Source organism: Paenibacillus popilliae ATCC 14706 (genome assembly GCF_000315235.1).
GTDB classification, from domain to species: domain Bacteria; phylum Bacillota; class Bacilli; order Paenibacillales; family Paenibacillaceae; genus Paenibacillus_B; species Paenibacillus_B popilliae.
The window spans coordinates 72,456-88,933 of record NZ_BALG01000160.1 but is presented as its reverse complement, the minus strand read 5'-3'; the positions used below and the strand labels follow the sequence as shown (position 1 = coordinate 88,933).

General features: G+C 55.1%; 16 protein-coding genes and 1 other RNA gene. 16 read left to right on the top strand and 1 reads right to left on the bottom strand.

The features are described 5' to 3' along the window. The 13 genes from PPOP_RS11250 to rnpB all read left to right on the top strand — a co-directional run. On the top strand, positions 1-331 hold a 331-nt coding region (locus PPOP_RS11250), incomplete at its 5' end, for a diacylglycerol kinase family protein (protein WP_006286480.1). 204 nt (positions 332-535) lie between these two features. Next, a complete protein-coding gene (gene era, locus PPOP_RS11245; protein WP_006286479.1) occupies positions 536-1,465 on the top strand; it encodes a GTPase Era in 930 nt (309 codons plus the stop codon). Between the two features lie 135 nt (positions 1,466-1,600). After that, complete coding sequence (locus PPOP_RS20600; protein WP_093471043.1) at positions 1,601-1,741, top strand: YqzL family protein; 141 nt, start codon at positions 1,601-1,603, stop codon at positions 1,739-1,741. A 35-nt stretch (positions 1,742-1,776) separates the two neighbouring features. Beyond that, entirely contained in the window at positions 1,777-2,541 is a 765-nt protein-coding gene (recO, locus tag PPOP_RS11240) for a DNA repair protein RecO (RefSeq protein WP_006286478.1), read from the top strand. Positions 2,542-2,881: 340 nt separating this feature from the next. After that, positions 2,882-3,769: a glycine--tRNA ligase subunit alpha gene (glyQ, locus tag PPOP_RS11235; protein ID WP_006286477.1), complete on the top strand. Its 888-nt coding sequence runs from the start codon at positions 2,882-2,884 to the stop codon at positions 3,767-3,769. Beyond that, positions 3,762-5,834: a glycine--tRNA ligase subunit beta gene (gene glyS, locus PPOP_RS11230; protein ID WP_006286476.1), complete on the top strand. Its 2,073-nt coding sequence runs from the start codon at positions 3,762-3,764 to the stop codon at positions 5,832-5,834. Before glyQ ends, glyS begins: the two co-directional genes overlap by 8 nt. A 201-nt stretch (positions 5,835-6,035) precedes the next feature. Then, on the top strand, positions 6,036-6,515 hold the full coding sequence (locus PPOP_RS11225; RefSeq protein ID WP_006286475.1) for a YaiI/YqxD family protein: 480 nt from the start codon (positions 6,036-6,038) through the stop codon (positions 6,513-6,515). A 22-nt stretch (positions 6,516-6,537) separates the two neighbouring features. Further along, positions 6,538-8,403, top strand: a complete 1,866-nt coding sequence (gene dnaG, locus PPOP_RS11220) for a DNA primase (RefSeq protein WP_042228485.1) — start codon at positions 6,538-6,540, stop codon at positions 8,401-8,403. A 35-nt stretch (positions 8,404-8,438) separates the two neighbouring features. Then, a complete protein-coding gene (gene rpoD, locus PPOP_RS11215; protein WP_006286472.1) occupies positions 8,439-9,563 on the top strand; it encodes an RNA polymerase sigma factor RpoD in 1,125 nt (374 codons plus the stop codon). Positions 9,564-9,702: 139 nt separating this feature from the next. Beyond that, positions 9,703-10,590 carry a hypothetical protein gene (locus PPOP_RS11210; RefSeq protein ID WP_006286471.1) on the top strand — a complete coding sequence of 296 codons (888 nt, stop codon included), beginning with the start codon at positions 9,703-9,705 and terminating at the stop codon, positions 10,588-10,590. Next, positions 10,550-11,323, top strand: a complete 774-nt coding sequence (locus PPOP_RS11205; protein WP_006286470.1) for a tRNA (adenine(22)-N(1))-methyltransferase — start codon at positions 10,550-10,552, stop codon at positions 11,321-11,323. Before PPOP_RS11210 ends, PPOP_RS11205 begins: the two co-directional genes overlap by 41 nt. Then, positions 11,299-12,414 (top strand): Nif3-like dinuclear metal center hexameric protein, encoded by a 1,116-nt coding sequence (locus tag PPOP_RS11200; protein ID WP_006286468.1) that lies wholly within the window; start codon positions 11,299-11,301, stop codon positions 12,412-12,414. The genes PPOP_RS11205 and PPOP_RS11200 overlap by 25 nt, the downstream gene beginning before the upstream one ends. Positions 12,415-12,468: 54 nt before the next feature. Continuing rightward, positions 12,469-12,874, top strand: an RNA gene (gene rnpB, locus PPOP_RS19465) — RNase P RNA component class A. 70 nt (positions 12,875-12,944) lie between these two features. Here the strand turns inward: rnpB and PPOP_RS11195 are convergent. Continuing rightward, the gene (locus tag PPOP_RS11195) at positions 12,945-14,852 is read right to left on the bottom strand and encodes a S8 family peptidase (RefSeq protein WP_006286467.1); all 1,908 of its coding nucleotides are present in this window, start codon (positions 14,850-14,852) and stop codon (positions 12,945-12,947) included. A gap of 254 nt (positions 14,853-15,106) precedes the next feature. Here PPOP_RS11195 and PPOP_RS11190 point away from each other — a divergent pair, with 254 nt between their 5' ends. The 3 genes from PPOP_RS11190 (at position 15,107) to PPOP_RS11180 (ending at position 16,349) form a co-directional block, all read left to right on the top strand. Continuing rightward, on the top strand, positions 15,107-15,607 hold the full coding sequence (locus PPOP_RS11190; protein WP_006286466.1) for a DUF3907 family protein: 501 nt from the start codon (positions 15,107-15,109) through the stop codon (positions 15,605-15,607). A 168-nt stretch (positions 15,608-15,775) separates the two neighbouring features. Continuing rightward, on the top strand, positions 15,776-15,982 hold the full coding sequence (locus PPOP_RS11185) for a DUF1540 domain-containing protein (protein WP_006286465.1): 207 nt from the start codon (positions 15,776-15,778) through the stop codon (positions 15,980-15,982). 25 nt (positions 15,983-16,007) lie between these two features. Then, positions 16,008-16,349: a hypothetical protein gene (locus tag PPOP_RS11180; RefSeq protein WP_006286464.1), complete on the top strand. Its 342-nt coding sequence runs from the start codon at positions 16,008-16,010 to the stop codon at positions 16,347-16,349. Positions 16,350-16,478: the final 129 nt, after the last annotated feature.

The following is a 16,478-nucleotide window of genomic DNA, read 5'->3' as shown; positions in this document are numbered from 1 at the left end:
AGGCATTCTCTATCCCCCCCGCCCCCAGCGGAATATGCGAGTTCATGCGGCCGCCGCCGTGGCCGCCTGTCTATTGGGAGCGGGCTTCGGGATATCGGCAGGCGAATGGCTGTGGCTTGCGCTCGCTATCACGCTGGTGGTATCGGCCGAATTAATGAATACCGCGGTGGAGTCAGCGGTCGATCTAACAAGGCCCGCCCCCCATCCTCTGGCCAAAATTGCGAAGGATACCGCCGCAGGAGCAGTGTTCATGACGGCGGTGTTTGCCGTTATTGTCGGGGCGGTCTTGTTCGGGGGACGACTGCTGCAACTGCTGCGGAGCTTCTTATAAGGGCAGGTTCCCCATGTCGGCTTGTGATTACGAAGCGATGAGAGAAGCAACCCGGCATTCTCGAACCCCCGGTAGAAGCCGAATCAAATTGCAGCGAACCGATGGAACGCATCGCAAGCGGTGACTGCCTGAATTGCATTTATTTTGCAGCGGCGGTCACCGCTTGCGTACATATATGATAAAATAAACAGGAGGCAATTTGCGTTGAACACATTTCAAGACGAACCGAGATCGAACCGAACCTCATTCCAATCCGGCTTTGTAGCCATCGTTGGACGGCCGAATGTCGGAAAATCGACGCTAATGAATCATGTTATCGGGCAGAAAATCGCCATTATGTCCGATAAGCCACAGACCACGCGGAACAAAATCCACGGCGTCTATACGACAGAGGACACGCAAATCGTCTTTCTGGATACGCCGGGCATTCATAAGCGCAAATCAAAGTTGGGCGACTATATGAACCAGGTGGCCTACAACACCTTGAACGAGGTTGAGGTCATTTTGTTTCTCGTCGATGTTTCAGCGGGCCTCGGCAGCGGGGATAAATTTGTTATGGAGCATCTGGCGAAGGTGAAGACGCCGGTCATTCTCGTGATGAACAAAATTGATCAGGTGAATCCCGATGAGCTGCCTCCGATGATTCATTCGTATAATGAACGGTTCGAATTCGCGGAGATTGTGCCTATTTCTGCGCTTCACGGCAATAATGTCAACCGGCTGCTGGAAGTGCTCGGCTCCTACATGCCGGAAGGGCCGAAGTACTATCCGGACGATCAAATTACCAATCATCCGGAGCAGTTCGTCGTGGCGGAGCTGATCCGGGAGAAAATTTTGCACTTGACCCGGGAAGAGATCCCACACTCGATTGCGGTCGCAATCGAGGATATGAGAGCGCAGGACAACGGCGTCGTCTACATTTCCGCCGTTATCTACGTAGAGCGGGATTCGCAGAAGGGCATCGTCATCGGCAAGCAAGGAGCGCTTCTGAAGGAGATTGGCAAGCTTGCTCGACAGGATATTGAACATTTGCTCGGATCGAAAACGTTCATGGAGCTATGGGTTAAAGTGAAGAAGGACTGGCGCAATCAAGATCGGATTCTTCGCGATCTCGGTTTCCGCCACGATGCGTAAGCACGTCGGCAGGTGGATTCTTTCGGCCCTTACATCCGTGTGAGCGTGACCAAATATTGCATCGGATAATCTTAATACCGCAGCGCAACCTAAGGATGGAACGCATAGTCATTTCCAACGAAAGGGGATATACGGATGCATGATTTCTCGTGGAACGTATTTGCCATGACGGGAGATGTTGATGCTTATTTGTTGTATAAGCAGTCCAGACAGCTGTCGGAAACGGAAGAATCTTCGCTAGACGTACCGCCGTTGGAGAATTCAGCGGAATCATAGATTTATAGAATGGAATGCGCATGGGGAGGACGAGCGTGCTATATCGGGTGGAAGGAATCGTCATCCGTAGTATGGATTACGGGGAAGGGAACAAAATCATCACGCTATGCACCAAGTCGCACGGCAAAGTGGGTGTCCTGGTGCGGGGAGCCAAGAAGGTGCGCAGCCGTCATGCGGCTGCCACTCAGCTCTTTACATACGGGGAATATGTCTTTTTCCGCGGAATGGGGCATATCGGCACCTTGAATTCATGCGAGATTTTGAAGGGGCATCATACGCTGCGCGAGCAGCTTCATCTGGCCGCCTACGCCTCTTACGCAGCCGAACTGGTCAATCGGGCCTTGCAGGACGAGGAAGCCGGCGGTGCTATGTTCGATCAACTGCATGCGTATTTGGAGGCGTTGGAGGCGGGCAAAGATGCGCAGGTAACAACGCATCTGCTGGAGATGAAGCTATGGCAGCGGACCGGCGTCGCGCCGCAGCTATACGCCTGCGTTAGCTGCGGCAGGGAAGACGATCTGAGCGGAGTCGGCTGGCGTCTCGGAGGCGCGCTCTGTCGTGCTTGCCTGATGCGGGAGCATGAGCAATATAAGGCGGGGCTGGCGATGCTGACGCTGCTCCGCCAGTTCGAGAAGACGGCTCTTCGCCGACTGGGGAATGTGACTTTGAAGCCGGGGACGAAGCTAAGGCTGCGCGGGTTCATGCGCGGCTATATGGACACGCATGTCGGTGTTCGCTTGAAGTCGCAGCAGTTCCTCGATCAGATGGAGAAGTATGATTTGGCCAATCTTGACGAGTAGAATGCCATTCGTTATAATGAATCCAGGCTATAGCAAGGTTGGCTTGCGTTGAAGAAGGAAGTAGTTCGTCCAAGCTTCGAGATATAGCGATCCGGGGATGGTGGAAGCCCGGACGAGCGGGCGAATGAACAGGCACTTTGGAGCAAGGAACGGAGAAAGTGGAATGATTGCGGCTTGAGCGCATGGCAATATCAAGCGCATGGCCGAGGCAATCGTTCAAGTAGGGTGGAACCGCGGGAAGATAACTCTCGTCCCTACGTCTGGCAGCAGGCGTAGGGCGGGAGTTTTTTTGCACGCTCGTCAGGCATGCCGCAAATGTATAGGCAAAGGAGAGAAAGCCATGAATTTTCAGCAAATGATTTTGACACTTCAACAATTCTGGTCCGATCAGAACTGCATCCTCGTGCAGCCTTATGACGTGGAAAAAGGTGCTGGCACGATGAATCCGATGACGTTTTTGCGCTCTATCGGGCCGGAGCCGTGGAATGTCGCCTATGTGGAGCCGTCCCGCCGCCCGGCGGACGGCCGCTATGGCGAGAACCCGAATCGGTTATATCAGCATCATCAATTCCAGGTCATTCTGAAGCCTTCGCCGGACCATATTCAAGAGCTTTATCTCGACAGCTTGCGCCGCCTCGGCATCGATCCGCTCCAGCACGATATCCGGTTCGTCGAGGACAACTGGGAAGCTCCGACGCTGGGCGCTTGGGGGCTCGGTTGGGAAGTGTGGCTCGACGGAATGGAGATTACGCAGTTTACTTATTTCCAGCAGGTCGGGGGCATCGATGCACACCCGGTATCGGTCGAGATTACGTACGGGCTGGAGCGCCTAGCTTCTTATATTCAAGAGAAAGAGAATGTGTTCGATCTGGAATGGGTGGATGGGGTCACCTATGGCGACGTCTTCCACCAGCCGGAATACGAGCATTCGAAATATACGTTTGAAGTGAGCGACACGGCGATGCTGTTCTCGTTATTCACGATGTATGAGCAGGAAGCGAACCGGGCCATGGAGCAGCATCTTGTATTCCCCGCCTACGATTATGTGCTCAAATGCTCGCATGCGTTCAATTTGCTGGATGCGCGCGGAGCCATCAGCGTAACCGAACGTACCGGATATATTGTCCGGGTGCGAAATCTGGCCCGCCAGGTAGCCGCCACTTATTTGGAAGCACGGGAAAAGCTCGGCTTCCCGCTGTTGAAGAAGGGAGAGGAACGCCATGCCTAAAGATATATTGTTGGAGCTTGGACTGGAAGAAGTGCCGGCACGCTTCATGCGCCCTGCGATGGAGCAACTGCAGAGCCGCATGGAACGCTGGCTGACGGAATCGCGGATCGGATTCGCCGGCATTCAAGTGTATGGAACGCCTCGCCGCCTGGCTGTCACCGTTCGCGAGGCAGCTGATAAGCAGACGGATATTCACGAGGAAGTGAAGGGCCCGGCACGCAAGATCGCGCTTGACGAGAACGGCGCCTGGACCAAGGCCGCACTTGGCTTTGCCCGCAGTCAGGGTATTGAGCCGGAGCAACTGTTTTTCCGGGAGCTGAACGGCGTTGAATACGTGTACGCCAACAAGAGCAGCATTGGAACGGAAACCTCCGCCGTGTTGGGAGACGGCCTCGCTTTACTTATCCAGGCGATGACCTTCCCGAAAAACATGCGTTGGGGAGACAGGGAAATGCGCTACGTTCGCCCGATCCGCTGGATCGTGGCGCTGCATGGGACAGATATAATTCCATTGGAAATCGCCGGCGTGCAGGCAGGCAACCTATCCCGCGGCCACCGCTTCCTCGGCAAAGAGGTGACGATTGAAGAGCCGGCTCACTACGTGGAACGGTTGCGCGAGCAGTATGTGATCGCGGACGCCGATGAGCGGGTGGCGGAGATTACGCGCCAGATTGACGCGTTGGCCGCAGAGAAGGGCTGGCATATCGCCGTCAAGGACGATCTGCTGGAGGAGGTGCTGTTCCTGGTCGAGTATCCGACCGTGCTGTACGGCACGGTTGATGAAGCGTTCCTTCACATTCCGCAGGACGTGCTGATTACGTCGATGCGCGAGCACCAGCGTTACTTCCCGGTACTGAATGCAGACCGGCAGTTGCTGCCGTACTTCGTGACCGTCCGGAACGGCGATACGGCCGGACTGGATCAAGTCGTCAGAGGCAACGAGAAGGTGCTCCGCGCCCGCTTGTCGGACGCCAAATTCTTCTACGAGGAAGATCAGAAGCTGCGCATTATCGATTGCGTGCATAAGCTCGATTCGATCGTGTTCCACGAGGAGCTTGGCACCATCGGCGACAAAATCCGCCGGCTGCATGCGATTGGCGATGCGCTCGCCCTGGAGGTTCAGACCGATCGGGAGACGGCGCTGTGGGTGAGCCGGGCGGCGGATATTTGCAAGTTCGACCTTGTGACGCAAATGGTCTATGAATTTCCGGAACTGCAGGGCATGATGGGAGAGGATTATGCCCGCAAGGCCGGGGAGCCGGAAGTGGTTGCCCGCGCCATCAATGAGCATTACAAGCCGCGCTATTCCGGGGATCCGGCGCCGGACACGCTTGTGGGCTGCATGATCAGCCTCGCGGATAAGCTGGATACGCTCGTCGGCTGCTTCGCCATCGGCATCATTCCGACAGGCTCTCAGGATCCGTACGGCCTGCGCCGCCAAGCGACCGGGATTGTCCAGGTCCTGCTGGAGCGCGGACTGCCGCTGACGCTTCATAGGATGCTCGATATCGCGCTGGACGTGTATGAGAGGGCGCAATTGCTGAAGCGGAGTAGCGAGGAGGTCCGGCGGGATCTTGTTGAATTTTTCGGCTTGCGCGTGAAAAATGTGCTGGCGGACTCCGTCCGCTACGATGTGGTCGACGCCATCATGACCTCGGGCTATGGCGATGTGTTGCAGACGGTGGCGCGTGCAGAGGCGTTGATGCAGGCTGTCGCCGACGAGGAGTTCAAGCTGGTGACTGAATCGTTCAACCGCGTATGCAATCTGGCGGCCAAGGCGGAATCTGAAGTGATCGATGCCGAACGGTTCGAGCATGATGCGGAACGCGAGCTGTTCCATCGCTGGAGCGAAGTACACGAGGCCTATGAAGCCGCATTCGCGGATGCGGCCGAGGCACTTGCCGTGCTGGGACGGCTTCAGGATCCGGTCAACCGCTTTTTCGACCAAGTGATGGTCATGGCGGAGGATGAAGCGGTCCGGGCGAACCGGCTGGCGCTGCTCGCCAACATCGCTGCCGATATCCGGCAGTATGCCGATTTTTCCAAGCTGGTCTGGGCATCCTGAATATGCAACATGACGGGAACATGAAGAAGATCTTCTTCGACATGTTCCTTCCTTTTTATCCGGGCTTCGACACCAAACGCCGGAATTCCTTCGGAAATTCACGTTTGCAAAGCAGGATTTTTACGGCTTATAGCGTATATAATAGTAACAGTGAAAATATAACTTTCTGTTGACGCCGTCTTTATGAAATGGGTGAGTGGCATGTCTGACAAGCTTCGCATTTGGGTGGATGCGGATGCCTGCCCGGTCAAAAACGAGATTATCACCGCTGCGCTGGAGCAGGATGCCGTGGTTCAGTTTGTCGCTTCCTATGCGGCGTTTGCCCCGGATTGGCAACTGGCGAACTACAACATTCATACCGTATTTGTCGATCAGGCGTTCCAGGCGGCGGATATCTATATCGCGAATGCAGCGCGGTCAGGAGACATCGTCGTGACAAGCGACTATGGGTTGGCCGCGCTCTGTCTGCCGCGCGGAGCTTCCGTATTGATGCCGCGGGGCGGCGAATTGACCGCCGATAATGTGGATGAATATTTGTCGAGGCGGCATCACTCGGCCAAGGCCCGCAGGGCGGGACTTCGCACGAAGGGGCCACGGGCGATGAGCGAACAGGACCGGGTCAACTTCCAACAGAAGTTGACAAAACTTTTGCAGCGCGAGCAGGAGAAATTGAGCCCGTAGCGAAATAGTAATACGTGTTTAGATGAAGGTGGTTGGGCGAACAGTGAGCAATTACGGACGGATTCCTGACGAAGTACTGGACGAAGTGCTGCAGCGCAATGACATTGTGGATGTCGTCGGCCAATATGTCCATTTGTCGAAGCACGGTAAGTATTTGAAGGGATTATGTCCGTTCCATTCGGAGAAGACCCCCTCCTTCACCGTTACGCCGGAGAAGCAGATTTTTCATTGCTACGGCTGTGGCAAGAGCGGCAATGTCATTCACTTCATGATGGGAATGGAAGGATATTCTTTTCCGGAGGCGGTTCGGCGACTCGCCGAAGTGGCGAACGTGCCGGTGACTTGGGGGGAGGGGTACGCGAAGGCGGAACGGGATCCTTCCCATGAGGCGAAGAAGCGGTTGATCGAGGCGCATGAGCTCGCAACGAAGCTGTATCATTATATTTTAATGAACACGACGCATGGCCAGGCTGCCCTCCAATATTTGCGGAACCGGGGAATCCATGACAAGCTGATCGAACAATTTCAGATAGGGTATGCCCCTCCGCAGTGGGATACGCTCGTACAGTTGCTCGGCAAGCGCGAATTCGACCTGGAAGGCATGGAGAAGGGCGGACTTGTCTCGAAGCGGCAGAACGGCAGCGGTTATGTCGATCGCTTCCGGGACCGGATTATGTTTCCGATCTGGAACCGGAATGGCCAATCGATCGCTTTTGCCGGCCGAATATTGGGGGAAGGACAACCCAAGTATTTGAACTCGCCGGAGACGATGCTTTTCAACAAATCCAAAGTGCTGTACAACTTGCATCATGCCCGGCCTTATATTAAGCGAAACGCCCATATCATTCTGTTCGAAGGGTACGCAGATGTCATTCAGGCCTGGGACGCCGAAGTGCATCACGGGGTGGCGACCATGGGGACGGCGCTGACGCCCGACCATATTTTCCTGATAAAACGGATGGCGGACAGCGTGACCTTGTGCTACGACGGCGATGATGCCGGACAAGCTGCGGCGATGAAAGCGATCCCGATGCTGGAGGAGGCAGGAATTCACGTTGCGGTAGCCATGATACCGGACCGGATGGATCCGGATGACTTCATTAAGGCGCATGGCGCGGAACGGTTCCGTCATACCGTATCGGCAGCGGCGGTCACGCCTACGAAATTCAAGCTTATTTCTTTGCGGAGGAATCATATACTGCTAGAGGATGACGGGAAGCGGCGCTTCAAGGATGAAGCGATGCGCGTCATTGCGGCGGTTGAATCGCCGGTGGAGCGCGAGCTTCATTTGAAGGAGCTGGCGCAGCAGCTTGATTTGCAGGGCGAGTCGTCGTTCGACGCGCTCAAGCAGGAGTGCGCCACGATAAGACAGCGGCAAAAAATGAACGGACACGGGGATAATCACACCAATTGGTGGAATAATGGTAGAAATGATAAGCGTACCATTGCCCAGCCTGCGTTGCGCCCGGCCTATGTCTATGCGGAGCGAATCCTGCTGGCACTTATGTTTCAGGATATCGAGGTTGCTGATTACGTAGAGCGGCATCTTGGTGAACGTTTTAATGTAGATGATCATGCGGCACTTGCCGCTTATCTATATGCTTATTATGCGCAAGGCAAGGAGCCCGATTTCAGCCGGTTCCTAGCAACACTGCATGATGAACGCTTGGAGAAAGTCGCTGCCTCCATCTCGCTCTCCGAAGTATCTCTTCGTTATGATACCGAGCTGCTGGATGATTATATTATGCTGATTCTTAAAGTGCCCAGACAGCGCGAGATCGAGCGTAAAAGAGAAGAAATGGTGCAGGCGGAACGTTCCGGCGAAGTATTGCGCGCGGCGCAGATCGCACAAGAAATTATAGCCCTAGAGCAAGAACTGAAGCGGTAAATAGGCGGAGATTCTAGGGAGGAGGGAGTCGGAAAATGGCGAATGATCAACATACTGGACTTGAAACGGAAACGGCACTGGAACATGCGAAGGACCAGTTGATTGAACTCGGCAAAAAGCGAGGATCGCTGAGCTACAAAGAGATAGCTGAGAAAATGGCGACGTTCGACCAAGACCCGGAACAAATGGATGAGTTCTATGAGCAGCTCTCCGATCTGGGGATTGAAGTAAGTGAAGCCGATGATGAGATGGGCGTCCGTGCCAACGACCGCGAGAACGATGAGTCGGACGATTTTCATTTTGATGATGATCTGTCACTGCCGCCGGGCATCAAAATCAATGACCCGGTGCGGATGTACCTTAAAGAGATCGGCCGTGTTCCGCTCTTGTCGGCCGAAGAAGAAATTGAGCTTGCGAAGCGGATCGAGCAGGGCGATTTGGAAGCGAAGAAGCGCTTGACCGAGGCCAATCTGCGATTGGTCGTCAGCATTGCCAAGCGTTATGTCGGGCGGGGCATGCTGTTCCTTGATCTGATTCAGGAAGGAAATATGGGGCTTATCAAAGCGGTGGAGAAATTCGACCACAGCAAAGGATATAAATTCAGCACCTATGCGACCTGGTGGATTCGCCAAGCAATTACCCGGGCCATCGCGGATCAGGCGCGCACGATCCGGATACCGGTTCATATGGTCGAGACGATTAATAAACTGGTTCGCGTATCTCGTCAGCTGCTTCAGGAGTTGGGACGCGAACCGGCGCCGGAAGAAATTGCGGCCGAGATGGAATTGAGCGTAGAGAAGGTGCGCGAGATTATGAAGATTGCACAGGAGCCGGTCTCCCTGGAGACGCCAATCGGCGAAGAGGACGACTCGCATCTGGGCGATTTCATCGAGGATCAGGAGGCGCTGGCTCCGGCGGACGCCGCTGCGTACGAACTGTTGAAGGAGCAGTTGGAGGATGTGCTTGACACGCTGACCGAGCGCGAGGAGAATGTGCTTCGTCTGCGCTTCGGCCTGGACGACGGCCGAACGAGAACGTTGGAAGAAGTCGGCAAAGTATTTGGCGTTACGCGCGAGCGGATTCGTCAAATCGAGGCGAAGGCTCTCCGCAAACTGCGTCACCCAAGCCGCAGCAAGCGCTTAAAAGATTTCCTAGAATAATGGTGTGCAAGAGACCTTCTGATGCCCTTCCTTGCCGGCGTGATGAAGGTCTTTTGCATAGAGGAAGCATGAAGGAGCCGCTGTCCTCGCCCAACATGGCAGGATGGTGGCATGACGTTTCTGGAGGTGTTAACAGGTAATGGATCCTCAGCAACGCCAATGGATGGCCCAGGAAATTGCCCGTTGGCGGAAAAACCGGCTGCTGCCTGCAGCCTATTGCAATTTCCTGGCGCAGCTTTACGATGTGCCCCTAGATGTGCAAGAGGGAGGAGGATCGAATGAGACCGTCGGTTCCTGGGCGGATCGTATTGCCTCCTTGCGGCCAATGACCTGGTTGGTTTTTTTTATCATTTTTGTATTGTTTTGTATTATCGGATTTCATTTTACCGCTTTTGCGGCCCCAATGCAAATTAGCGTGATTGCAGCCCCTGTGCTTGTACTGGCCGCTCTAGCATGGTCGAGCCGGAAGACGAACCTGCGCAGGTCTCGCTGGCTGGCATTTCTCGCTTGCCTGACCCTGTCCGGAGGCGGCTGGCTTGTGCTGCAGGCTCAGGGATGGAGAGCATGGTGGCCGACCGTGGTCTGGCTCGTTGTCTCTGCACTCCTCTGGCTGCTCGGCGGCCTGCTGGCGCGTTCCGGACTGATGCAGGGAGCGGGCTGGCTTCATGCCGCTGCCGCTTACGGCTGCGTCCTGCAGATCGCGATGATGGATCTTACCCTCGGCAACAGCCAATGGCTGTGGCTGCCGGAGAGCGGCTTGTTCGTCTGGCTGGCATGGGCGGTTCACCGCCTATCTCCGAGGGCATCGGCAGGCCTTCTTATCGCCTCCGTCGGACTCTGGTTCATGCCGGAGGCGGCCTGGGCGGCGGCTCGCCCATGGAGTCAACTGGAAGCGGATCAAGAGATGCTGTCCTTCCTGTTGGGGAAATGGATCATGTTATGGTGCAGTGCTTTTTATTTCAGAAAACAGTGGGTGAAATGGATACGTGAACATCAAACTGTCCAAGCGGCTGCAGCAGATCGCTGATTGGGTACCGGCAGGCAGCCGTCTGGCCGATATCGGCTCGGATCATGCCTTGCTGCCGACCTATTTGGCGGAACAACAACGAATTGAAATGGCAGTGGCCGGCGAGGTGAATCAAGGGCCGTATGAGGCGGCCCGCCGCCAGATTGTAGGGGCTCGTCTGGCTCATCGCGTAAGCGTGCGCCGGGGAGACGGGCTGGCGGTCATCTCGCCCGGCGAGGTCGATATCATCTCGATCGCAGGGATGGGCGGTGGTCTTATCGTTCAGATCCTGTCGGCCGATCCGGATAAGCTGGCAGGAGTGACCCGTGTGATTTTGCAGCCGAATGTGGGCGAGGCCCATGTCAGGGCCTGGCTGCGTCAGAAAGGCTGGAATCTGATGGAGGAAGCCTTGATTGAGGAAGACGGCAAGCTGTATGAGGTGCTGCTGGCCGAACGCGCGCGCAGCAAGGAAGAGGCCGTACAGCATGATCGCCGCTTATACGCTCCCCGCGAGTTGAACGCGCAGGTGACGTTGACTGAGGAATGGCTGGTGCAGCTCGGCCCGATGCTGTCGGCTGCCCCAACGCCGGAGTTCATGAAGAAGTGGCAACGGGAAGTTCGCAAGAGAGCGCGCATTCTGCACACGATGGAGCAGGCTGCGACGGAAGAAGCCAGACAGCGCCGTGTGATGTTCACGGACAGCCTGGCACAATTGGAGGCGATATTGGCATGTATGCACACGCGCAAAGCGTAATTCAATGGCTGGAGCAGCTCGCTCCCCAATCGATGGCGGTTCCCGAGGACCGCATCGGACTGCAATTGGGCACGTTGAACAAAAAGGTGTCCCAGGTGCTTGTCGCCCTCGACGTAACCGAAGAAGTCGTCAATGAAGCGATCCGGCTGAAGGCGGAGCTCATTATTGCCCATCACGCCATTATTTATCGGCCGCTTCCCCACTTGCATACCGACACGCCGGCCGGCAAACGAATGGAGAAGCTGATAAAGCATGATATTGCGGTCTACATTTCTCATACGAACTATGATGTTGCTCCGGGCGGGATGAACGATCTGATGGCAGATCGGCTCCAGCTGACCGAGGTGAAGGTGCTGGAGAAGCTGCGCCAGGAGCCGTTACAGAAGCTGTGCGTCTTTGTGCCGGTAAGCCATGCCGATTCGGTGCGGATGGCGATACTGGATGCCGGGGCCGGCCATATCGGGGCATACAGCCATTGCAGCTTCTCACAACCGGGGACCGGGACGTTCCAGCCGCAGGAGGGAACCCATCCGTTTATTGGCGAATCTGGGAAGCTGGAGTCCGTTGAGGAAGTGCGAATCGAGACGATCGTTTCGAAGTCGCGGCGCAGCCGGGTGTTGCAGGCGATGTTCAAGGCCCATCCTTACGAGGAGGTGGCCTATGATCTGGTTCCGGTTGATCGGGAAGGGACGGTCTATGGCCTTGGCCGGGTGGGCAAGCTGCCGGTTCCTTTGACCTTGCAATCCTTTGCCGAGCAGGTGAAAAAGATGTTCGACGTGCCGCATGTGCGCGTCGTAGGAAACCCGGAGCGCAAAGTGAAGAAGATTGCCGTGCTAGGTGGCTCAGGCTCCCGTTATATGCAGCATGCGCTATTCCACGGTGCTGACGTCCTCGTCACCGGCGATATCGACTATCATACGGCTCACGATGCCCTGGCCGCGGGTCTTGCCATCATCGATCCGGGGCATAACGCCGAGAAGATGATGAAGGAGGATGTCGCTTCGCGCCTGCAGCAGGCCGCGGACAAGCAGGGCGTGAAGACGGTCTTCCATGCTTCCTCCGTAAATACCGAACCGTTTCAATTTATGTAAAAGTTACTGGTTGAGTTTCTGGCCGGAACCTAGTATACTAACGAATGTTGTCGGAAAGTTTGACAGACAATCGCTGGTGACTTGTGTCACGAGAGGAAAGTCCGGGCTCCATAGGGCAAGGATGCTGGATAACGTCCAGTCAGCGCAAGCTGAAGGATAGTGCCACAGAAATGGACCGCCGATGGCCGTCTTTATGACGGCACAGGCAAGGGTGGAACCGTGGTGTAAGAGACCACGAGGAACGCTGGTGACTTCGTTCCTGGTAAACCCCATCTGGAGCAAGACCTAATGGGACGCACGCCTGTCTATACAGGCATCTCGGCCCGAGATGCGTCTGGGTTGGTCGCTTGAGCGGTGCAGCAATGCACAGCCTAGATAGATGATTGTCGCTTAGTAGTGGAAGGGTTGCCCCCGTGATACCACGATGAGTACAGAACCCGGCTTATGGCAAGCTTTCCGAAGCTGCAACTTTCTTTATGTTCAAATACACGAACACACCCGCAGGATTTTCCTGCGGGTGTTTTGACTTTTTACTTGCCGATGAAGCGGGAGATGAAGCGGCTCAGCTTCCGCTCGATGTTCTGCGGGTAGAGAGACAAGGAGGAGTTGCCCTGTTCCGCCATGCTCATCGCGCGCGCGACGTCGATTTTGCCATAGCCGAAGTCGATGTCCTTGCCGGTCGTGCCCAGATCAGTAGCGCTCTGGCGCATGATCTCGTACACCTCCGTATTTTTGAGCTCCGGGTTAATCGAACGGATAAGTGCCGCAAGCGCCGTCACATGGGGGGATGCCATTGACGTACCTGACAAGGCGGCATATTGATTGTTCGGGTACGTGCTGGCGATCGAGGTGCCGGGCGCCACGACATCGACATAATCGCCATAATTGGAATAAGTTGCACGCTTATCATCGGCGTCGGTCGCAGATACGGCGAATACTTCGGGATACGCTGCCGGGTAGCCTGGGCGCTTCGTATTGTCGTTGCCTGTAGCGGCGATGAGAACGACATCGCGCTCGAAGGCGTATTTGACGGCATCATGGAGGAATGCCCCATCCACATAGTTGCCGAGACTCAAGTTGATGACTTTGGCGCCGTTATCGGTGGCCCAAATAATCCCTTCCGCGACGGAATAGGTCGTTCCCGAGCCGGTGCTGTCCAGCGCCTTGACTGGCAGGATCGGATTCCCCCAGGTCATGCCGGCGACGCCTTCCTCATTGTTCACATTGGCTCCGATAATGCCGGCCACATGGGTGCCGTGGCCGACATCGTCCTGGGCCGAAGCTTCCGGTTCGAACACATTATAGCCATCGAGCAGCCGGCCCTTCAGATCATGATGCTTCATGTCGACCCCGGTGTCGACGATACCGATAATGACATTGTCGGCCCCTTTGCTGATGGACCAGCCCCGGTTCGTCTGAATGCTGGGCAAGTTCCATTGATAGGGCTTATACAAGATGTCATTCGGTTCTTCGACGGCCACGCCGGCTGAATCGTTGCTAACCTTCGGTAAGGCGCTGGTCGGGCGGGTCTTCCCGTTCGTCATGTACAGAAAATGGGGCTCGACATACAGCGGATCATACTGGGCGAAATATTGGGTCATTTGTTCTGCCGTCATCCGCTGAGATCGGAACACATAGGTGGATCCCAGCTTGTGTTTGCGTGGCTGTTCGCTTCCGGTCTCTCGCATCATGCGCTGCAACATATCCACCGTCGGTTCGTCCCGGAACCGCACCACGACTTCGTTCTCGTAGTAATGGCTTGTGCCGGCGTTGTCTTCCCCATCCTTCACCTTCACGTCCCGCATCGAATCTGAATCCACGGATTTGATGCGGAACTTGGATTCGGGCGGATAAGGGACGAGACGCAAATTTTTCTGCTGCAGCTTGCGCACGGTCTGAACGAGATGCTGATTGACAAGGGCCACGATGGCATGGTTCTTACCGGGAGCGGGTATCCCCATGACGATATGATGCTTGCCTAGGATGACCAGTTGCGGGGACACGTACGATTGCTGCTTTTTCACGGAAGAGGTCGCGATTTTTAACTGTTCTTTCAGCTTTTGACTGCCAGTGTCCGTTGTGTCCTGCGGCAGCTTGCCTTTGACCCATTCTGTCCCCTTGTCGAAATCCATCCATTTCATATAAATGAAATGAGGGTGTGCTTGAATAAATTCCTCGGCGAGCGTATTCATCTGCTTCGGTGTCTGCCCGTGCCACTCTTTGAGTGCCGTATCGATGTCTCTGTGGGCGTCCATGGTAAACAAGCGCTCAGTAAAGTGCACATCCTGTTGCAGGACCTTATTTTTGATGTGAATTTCCTGCATCGCGGCCGTACGTCCGTTCTCAACCGGAGCGCGGTTCGCGGACCAGAGTAACGGAATGGCCAGAAATGCCGTTCCCAGAGCGGCAATGCCTACCCAATGGCGGGGTTTCAACATATGATGTTCCTCCTTGTCCGGGCCGTATCCATCCGCTCCAGCCACACGGAGCATTCTCGTCTGGGGAGCGCGGGGCATGGAAGATTTGGCTTTAGCTTGAGACGTTGCGGGTCAAATTATTCGGACGGCAACAGGATGCCAAACATTGGTTGCGGACGGTACCTTTTTGCTTTTTTTTATGGTAGGATAAAATGGCGAAATGGTATTTGTGCAAGCGTTCAGGTATAGATGCGATTAAGGGAGGAGCTTTTTCCATGTCAGCATCCACGGTAAGACAGCAATGCGAGTTGGCCCGGGGCCATGTGGCACAAGCAGCAGACAAACTGGAGCATTTTTTGAACAGGCATTCGCTGGCCCAATTGACCGGCGAGCAGCAGGATGAGGAAACGTTGGTTTTTTACAAAGGACTACTGGCAGATTTCCGGCATTTGCTCGTTTTTTCCGAGGTCGGTTACGAGCAGCTTGGCGTAGCGCTGCGGCGAGTGAATTTCGAGCAGCCGTTTGCGGAGAAAGCGCTGTATGAGCTGTATCATCATTGCGTGCATGCCTTCTTCAATCCGAAGCATGAAGCGTACACTGAGGATGGGCGTTATGCGTATACCGGTCGGGAAGCGATTCGCTTCCGCATGACCCCCGAGCCCGGGGTGAAGCGTCTGATTCAGGAATTGTCCCGGCTGTTCGAAGAGCTGCGAGAGGAACTAAGCTATTATGAAAGCGATTATATGTCAGAGCGGAGAATGCAGCTTACCCAATGAATGTGCAAAGTCTGGCTAAGGGCCGACTTCAAATTACGAAATCATCATCAATGACGCTTCGAATTGGAACGGAGCGTCTTTTTATGTCTTTTTATGTTGGAAATGGGGTTGACGGCACGGCATAGGGGCGGTGACAGCAGGACATCCTGTGTAACGGAGGTGACTGACATGAGTGACAAGCCATTGGTGCAATGCAGTGTATCCAACTGCAAGTTCTGGGGCGATTACCGCTGTCAAGCCAACGAGATTATGATTGAAATCGATAAGCATGCAACCGCGAATTTGAAGTCGGAATTCGCTGAAGAGTATGGCCGCCACAAAGATACAGCTTCCAAATCATCCGTAACCTGCTGCCAAACTTTTGAACCGAAATAACATAAGGTACGGGAGGGATAATGGGATGAAAGCGAAAGGCCGCCGCCACAAAAAGAACCGTCACCGCGAATCGATCGCTCGGGATACCGAATTCTCTGCCGAAGCAGGGACTCTTCCTCCCCGGGAGGCGTTGAATGCTAACGCTGCGAAGGAGCGGGGAGAAATCGACCATTTTTCCAGAGTGGGCGCCGTTGCCATAGGGTTCTCTCTTGTATCGGTCATCATGTTTCCATTTGTGCTTGGTTTGAGCGGCATAGCGCTTGGAGGATTGTCGTATTTGCAAGGGAGCCGCTCCATCGGGATGATCGCCATGATCGTTGGTATTTTCGCCATCGTACTTCGCCTGATGCTGCTGGCATCCTTGTAATCACACTCTGTTCAGGGCTTGTAACCGCTGCGGCGGAGACAAGCTCTTTTATCATATGGAAGCAGGTCACCCAGGTCTGTTATTGACAAATTGTCCTGGCGGCCGTTCATAATCATCTGCTGCAAAAAA

Excerpts from the sequence above, each read along its gene's own strand:
- PPOP_RS20600 (WP_093471043.1), top strand. The coding sequence starts at position 1,601 with ATGCATGATTTCTCGTGGAACGTATTTGCCATGACGGGAGATGTTGAT.
- glyQ (WP_006286477.1), top strand. The coding sequence starts at position 2,882 with ATGAATTTTCAGCAAATGATTTTGACACTTCAACAATTCTGGTCCGAT.
- glyS (WP_006286476.1), top strand. The coding sequence starts at position 3,762 with ATGCCTAAAGATATATTGTTGGAGCTTGGACTGGAAGAAGTGCCGGCA.
- PPOP_RS11225 (WP_006286475.1), top strand. The coding sequence starts at position 6,036 with ATGTCTGACAAGCTTCGCATTTGGGTGGATGCGGATGCCTGCCCGGTC.
- dnaG (WP_042228485.1), top strand. The coding sequence starts at position 6,538 with ATGAAGGTGGTTGGGCGAACAGTGAGCAATTACGGACGGATTCCTGAC.
- rpoD (WP_006286472.1), top strand. The coding sequence starts at position 8,439 with ATGGCGAATGATCAACATACTGGACTTGAAACGGAAACGGCACTGGAA.
- PPOP_RS11210 (WP_006286471.1), top strand. The coding sequence starts at position 9,703 with ATGGATCCTCAGCAACGCCAATGGATGGCCCAGGAAATTGCCCGTTGG.
- PPOP_RS11200 (WP_006286468.1), top strand. The coding sequence starts at position 11,299 with ATGTATGCACACGCGCAAAGCGTAATTCAATGGCTGGAGCAGCTCGCT.
- PPOP_RS11195 (WP_006286467.1), bottom strand. The coding sequence starts at position 14,852 with ATGTTGAAACCCCGCCATTGGGTAGGCATTGCCGCTCTGGGAACGGCA.
- PPOP_RS11190 (WP_006286466.1), top strand. The coding sequence starts at position 15,107 with ATGTCAGCATCCACGGTAAGACAGCAATGCGAGTTGGCCCGGGGCCAT.
- PPOP_RS11185 (WP_006286465.1), top strand. The coding sequence starts at position 15,776 with ATGAGTGACAAGCCATTGGTGCAATGCAGTGTATCCAACTGCAAGTTC.
- PPOP_RS11180 (WP_006286464.1), top strand. The coding sequence starts at position 16,008 with ATGAAAGCGAAAGGCCGCCGCCACAAAAAGAACCGTCACCGCGAATCG.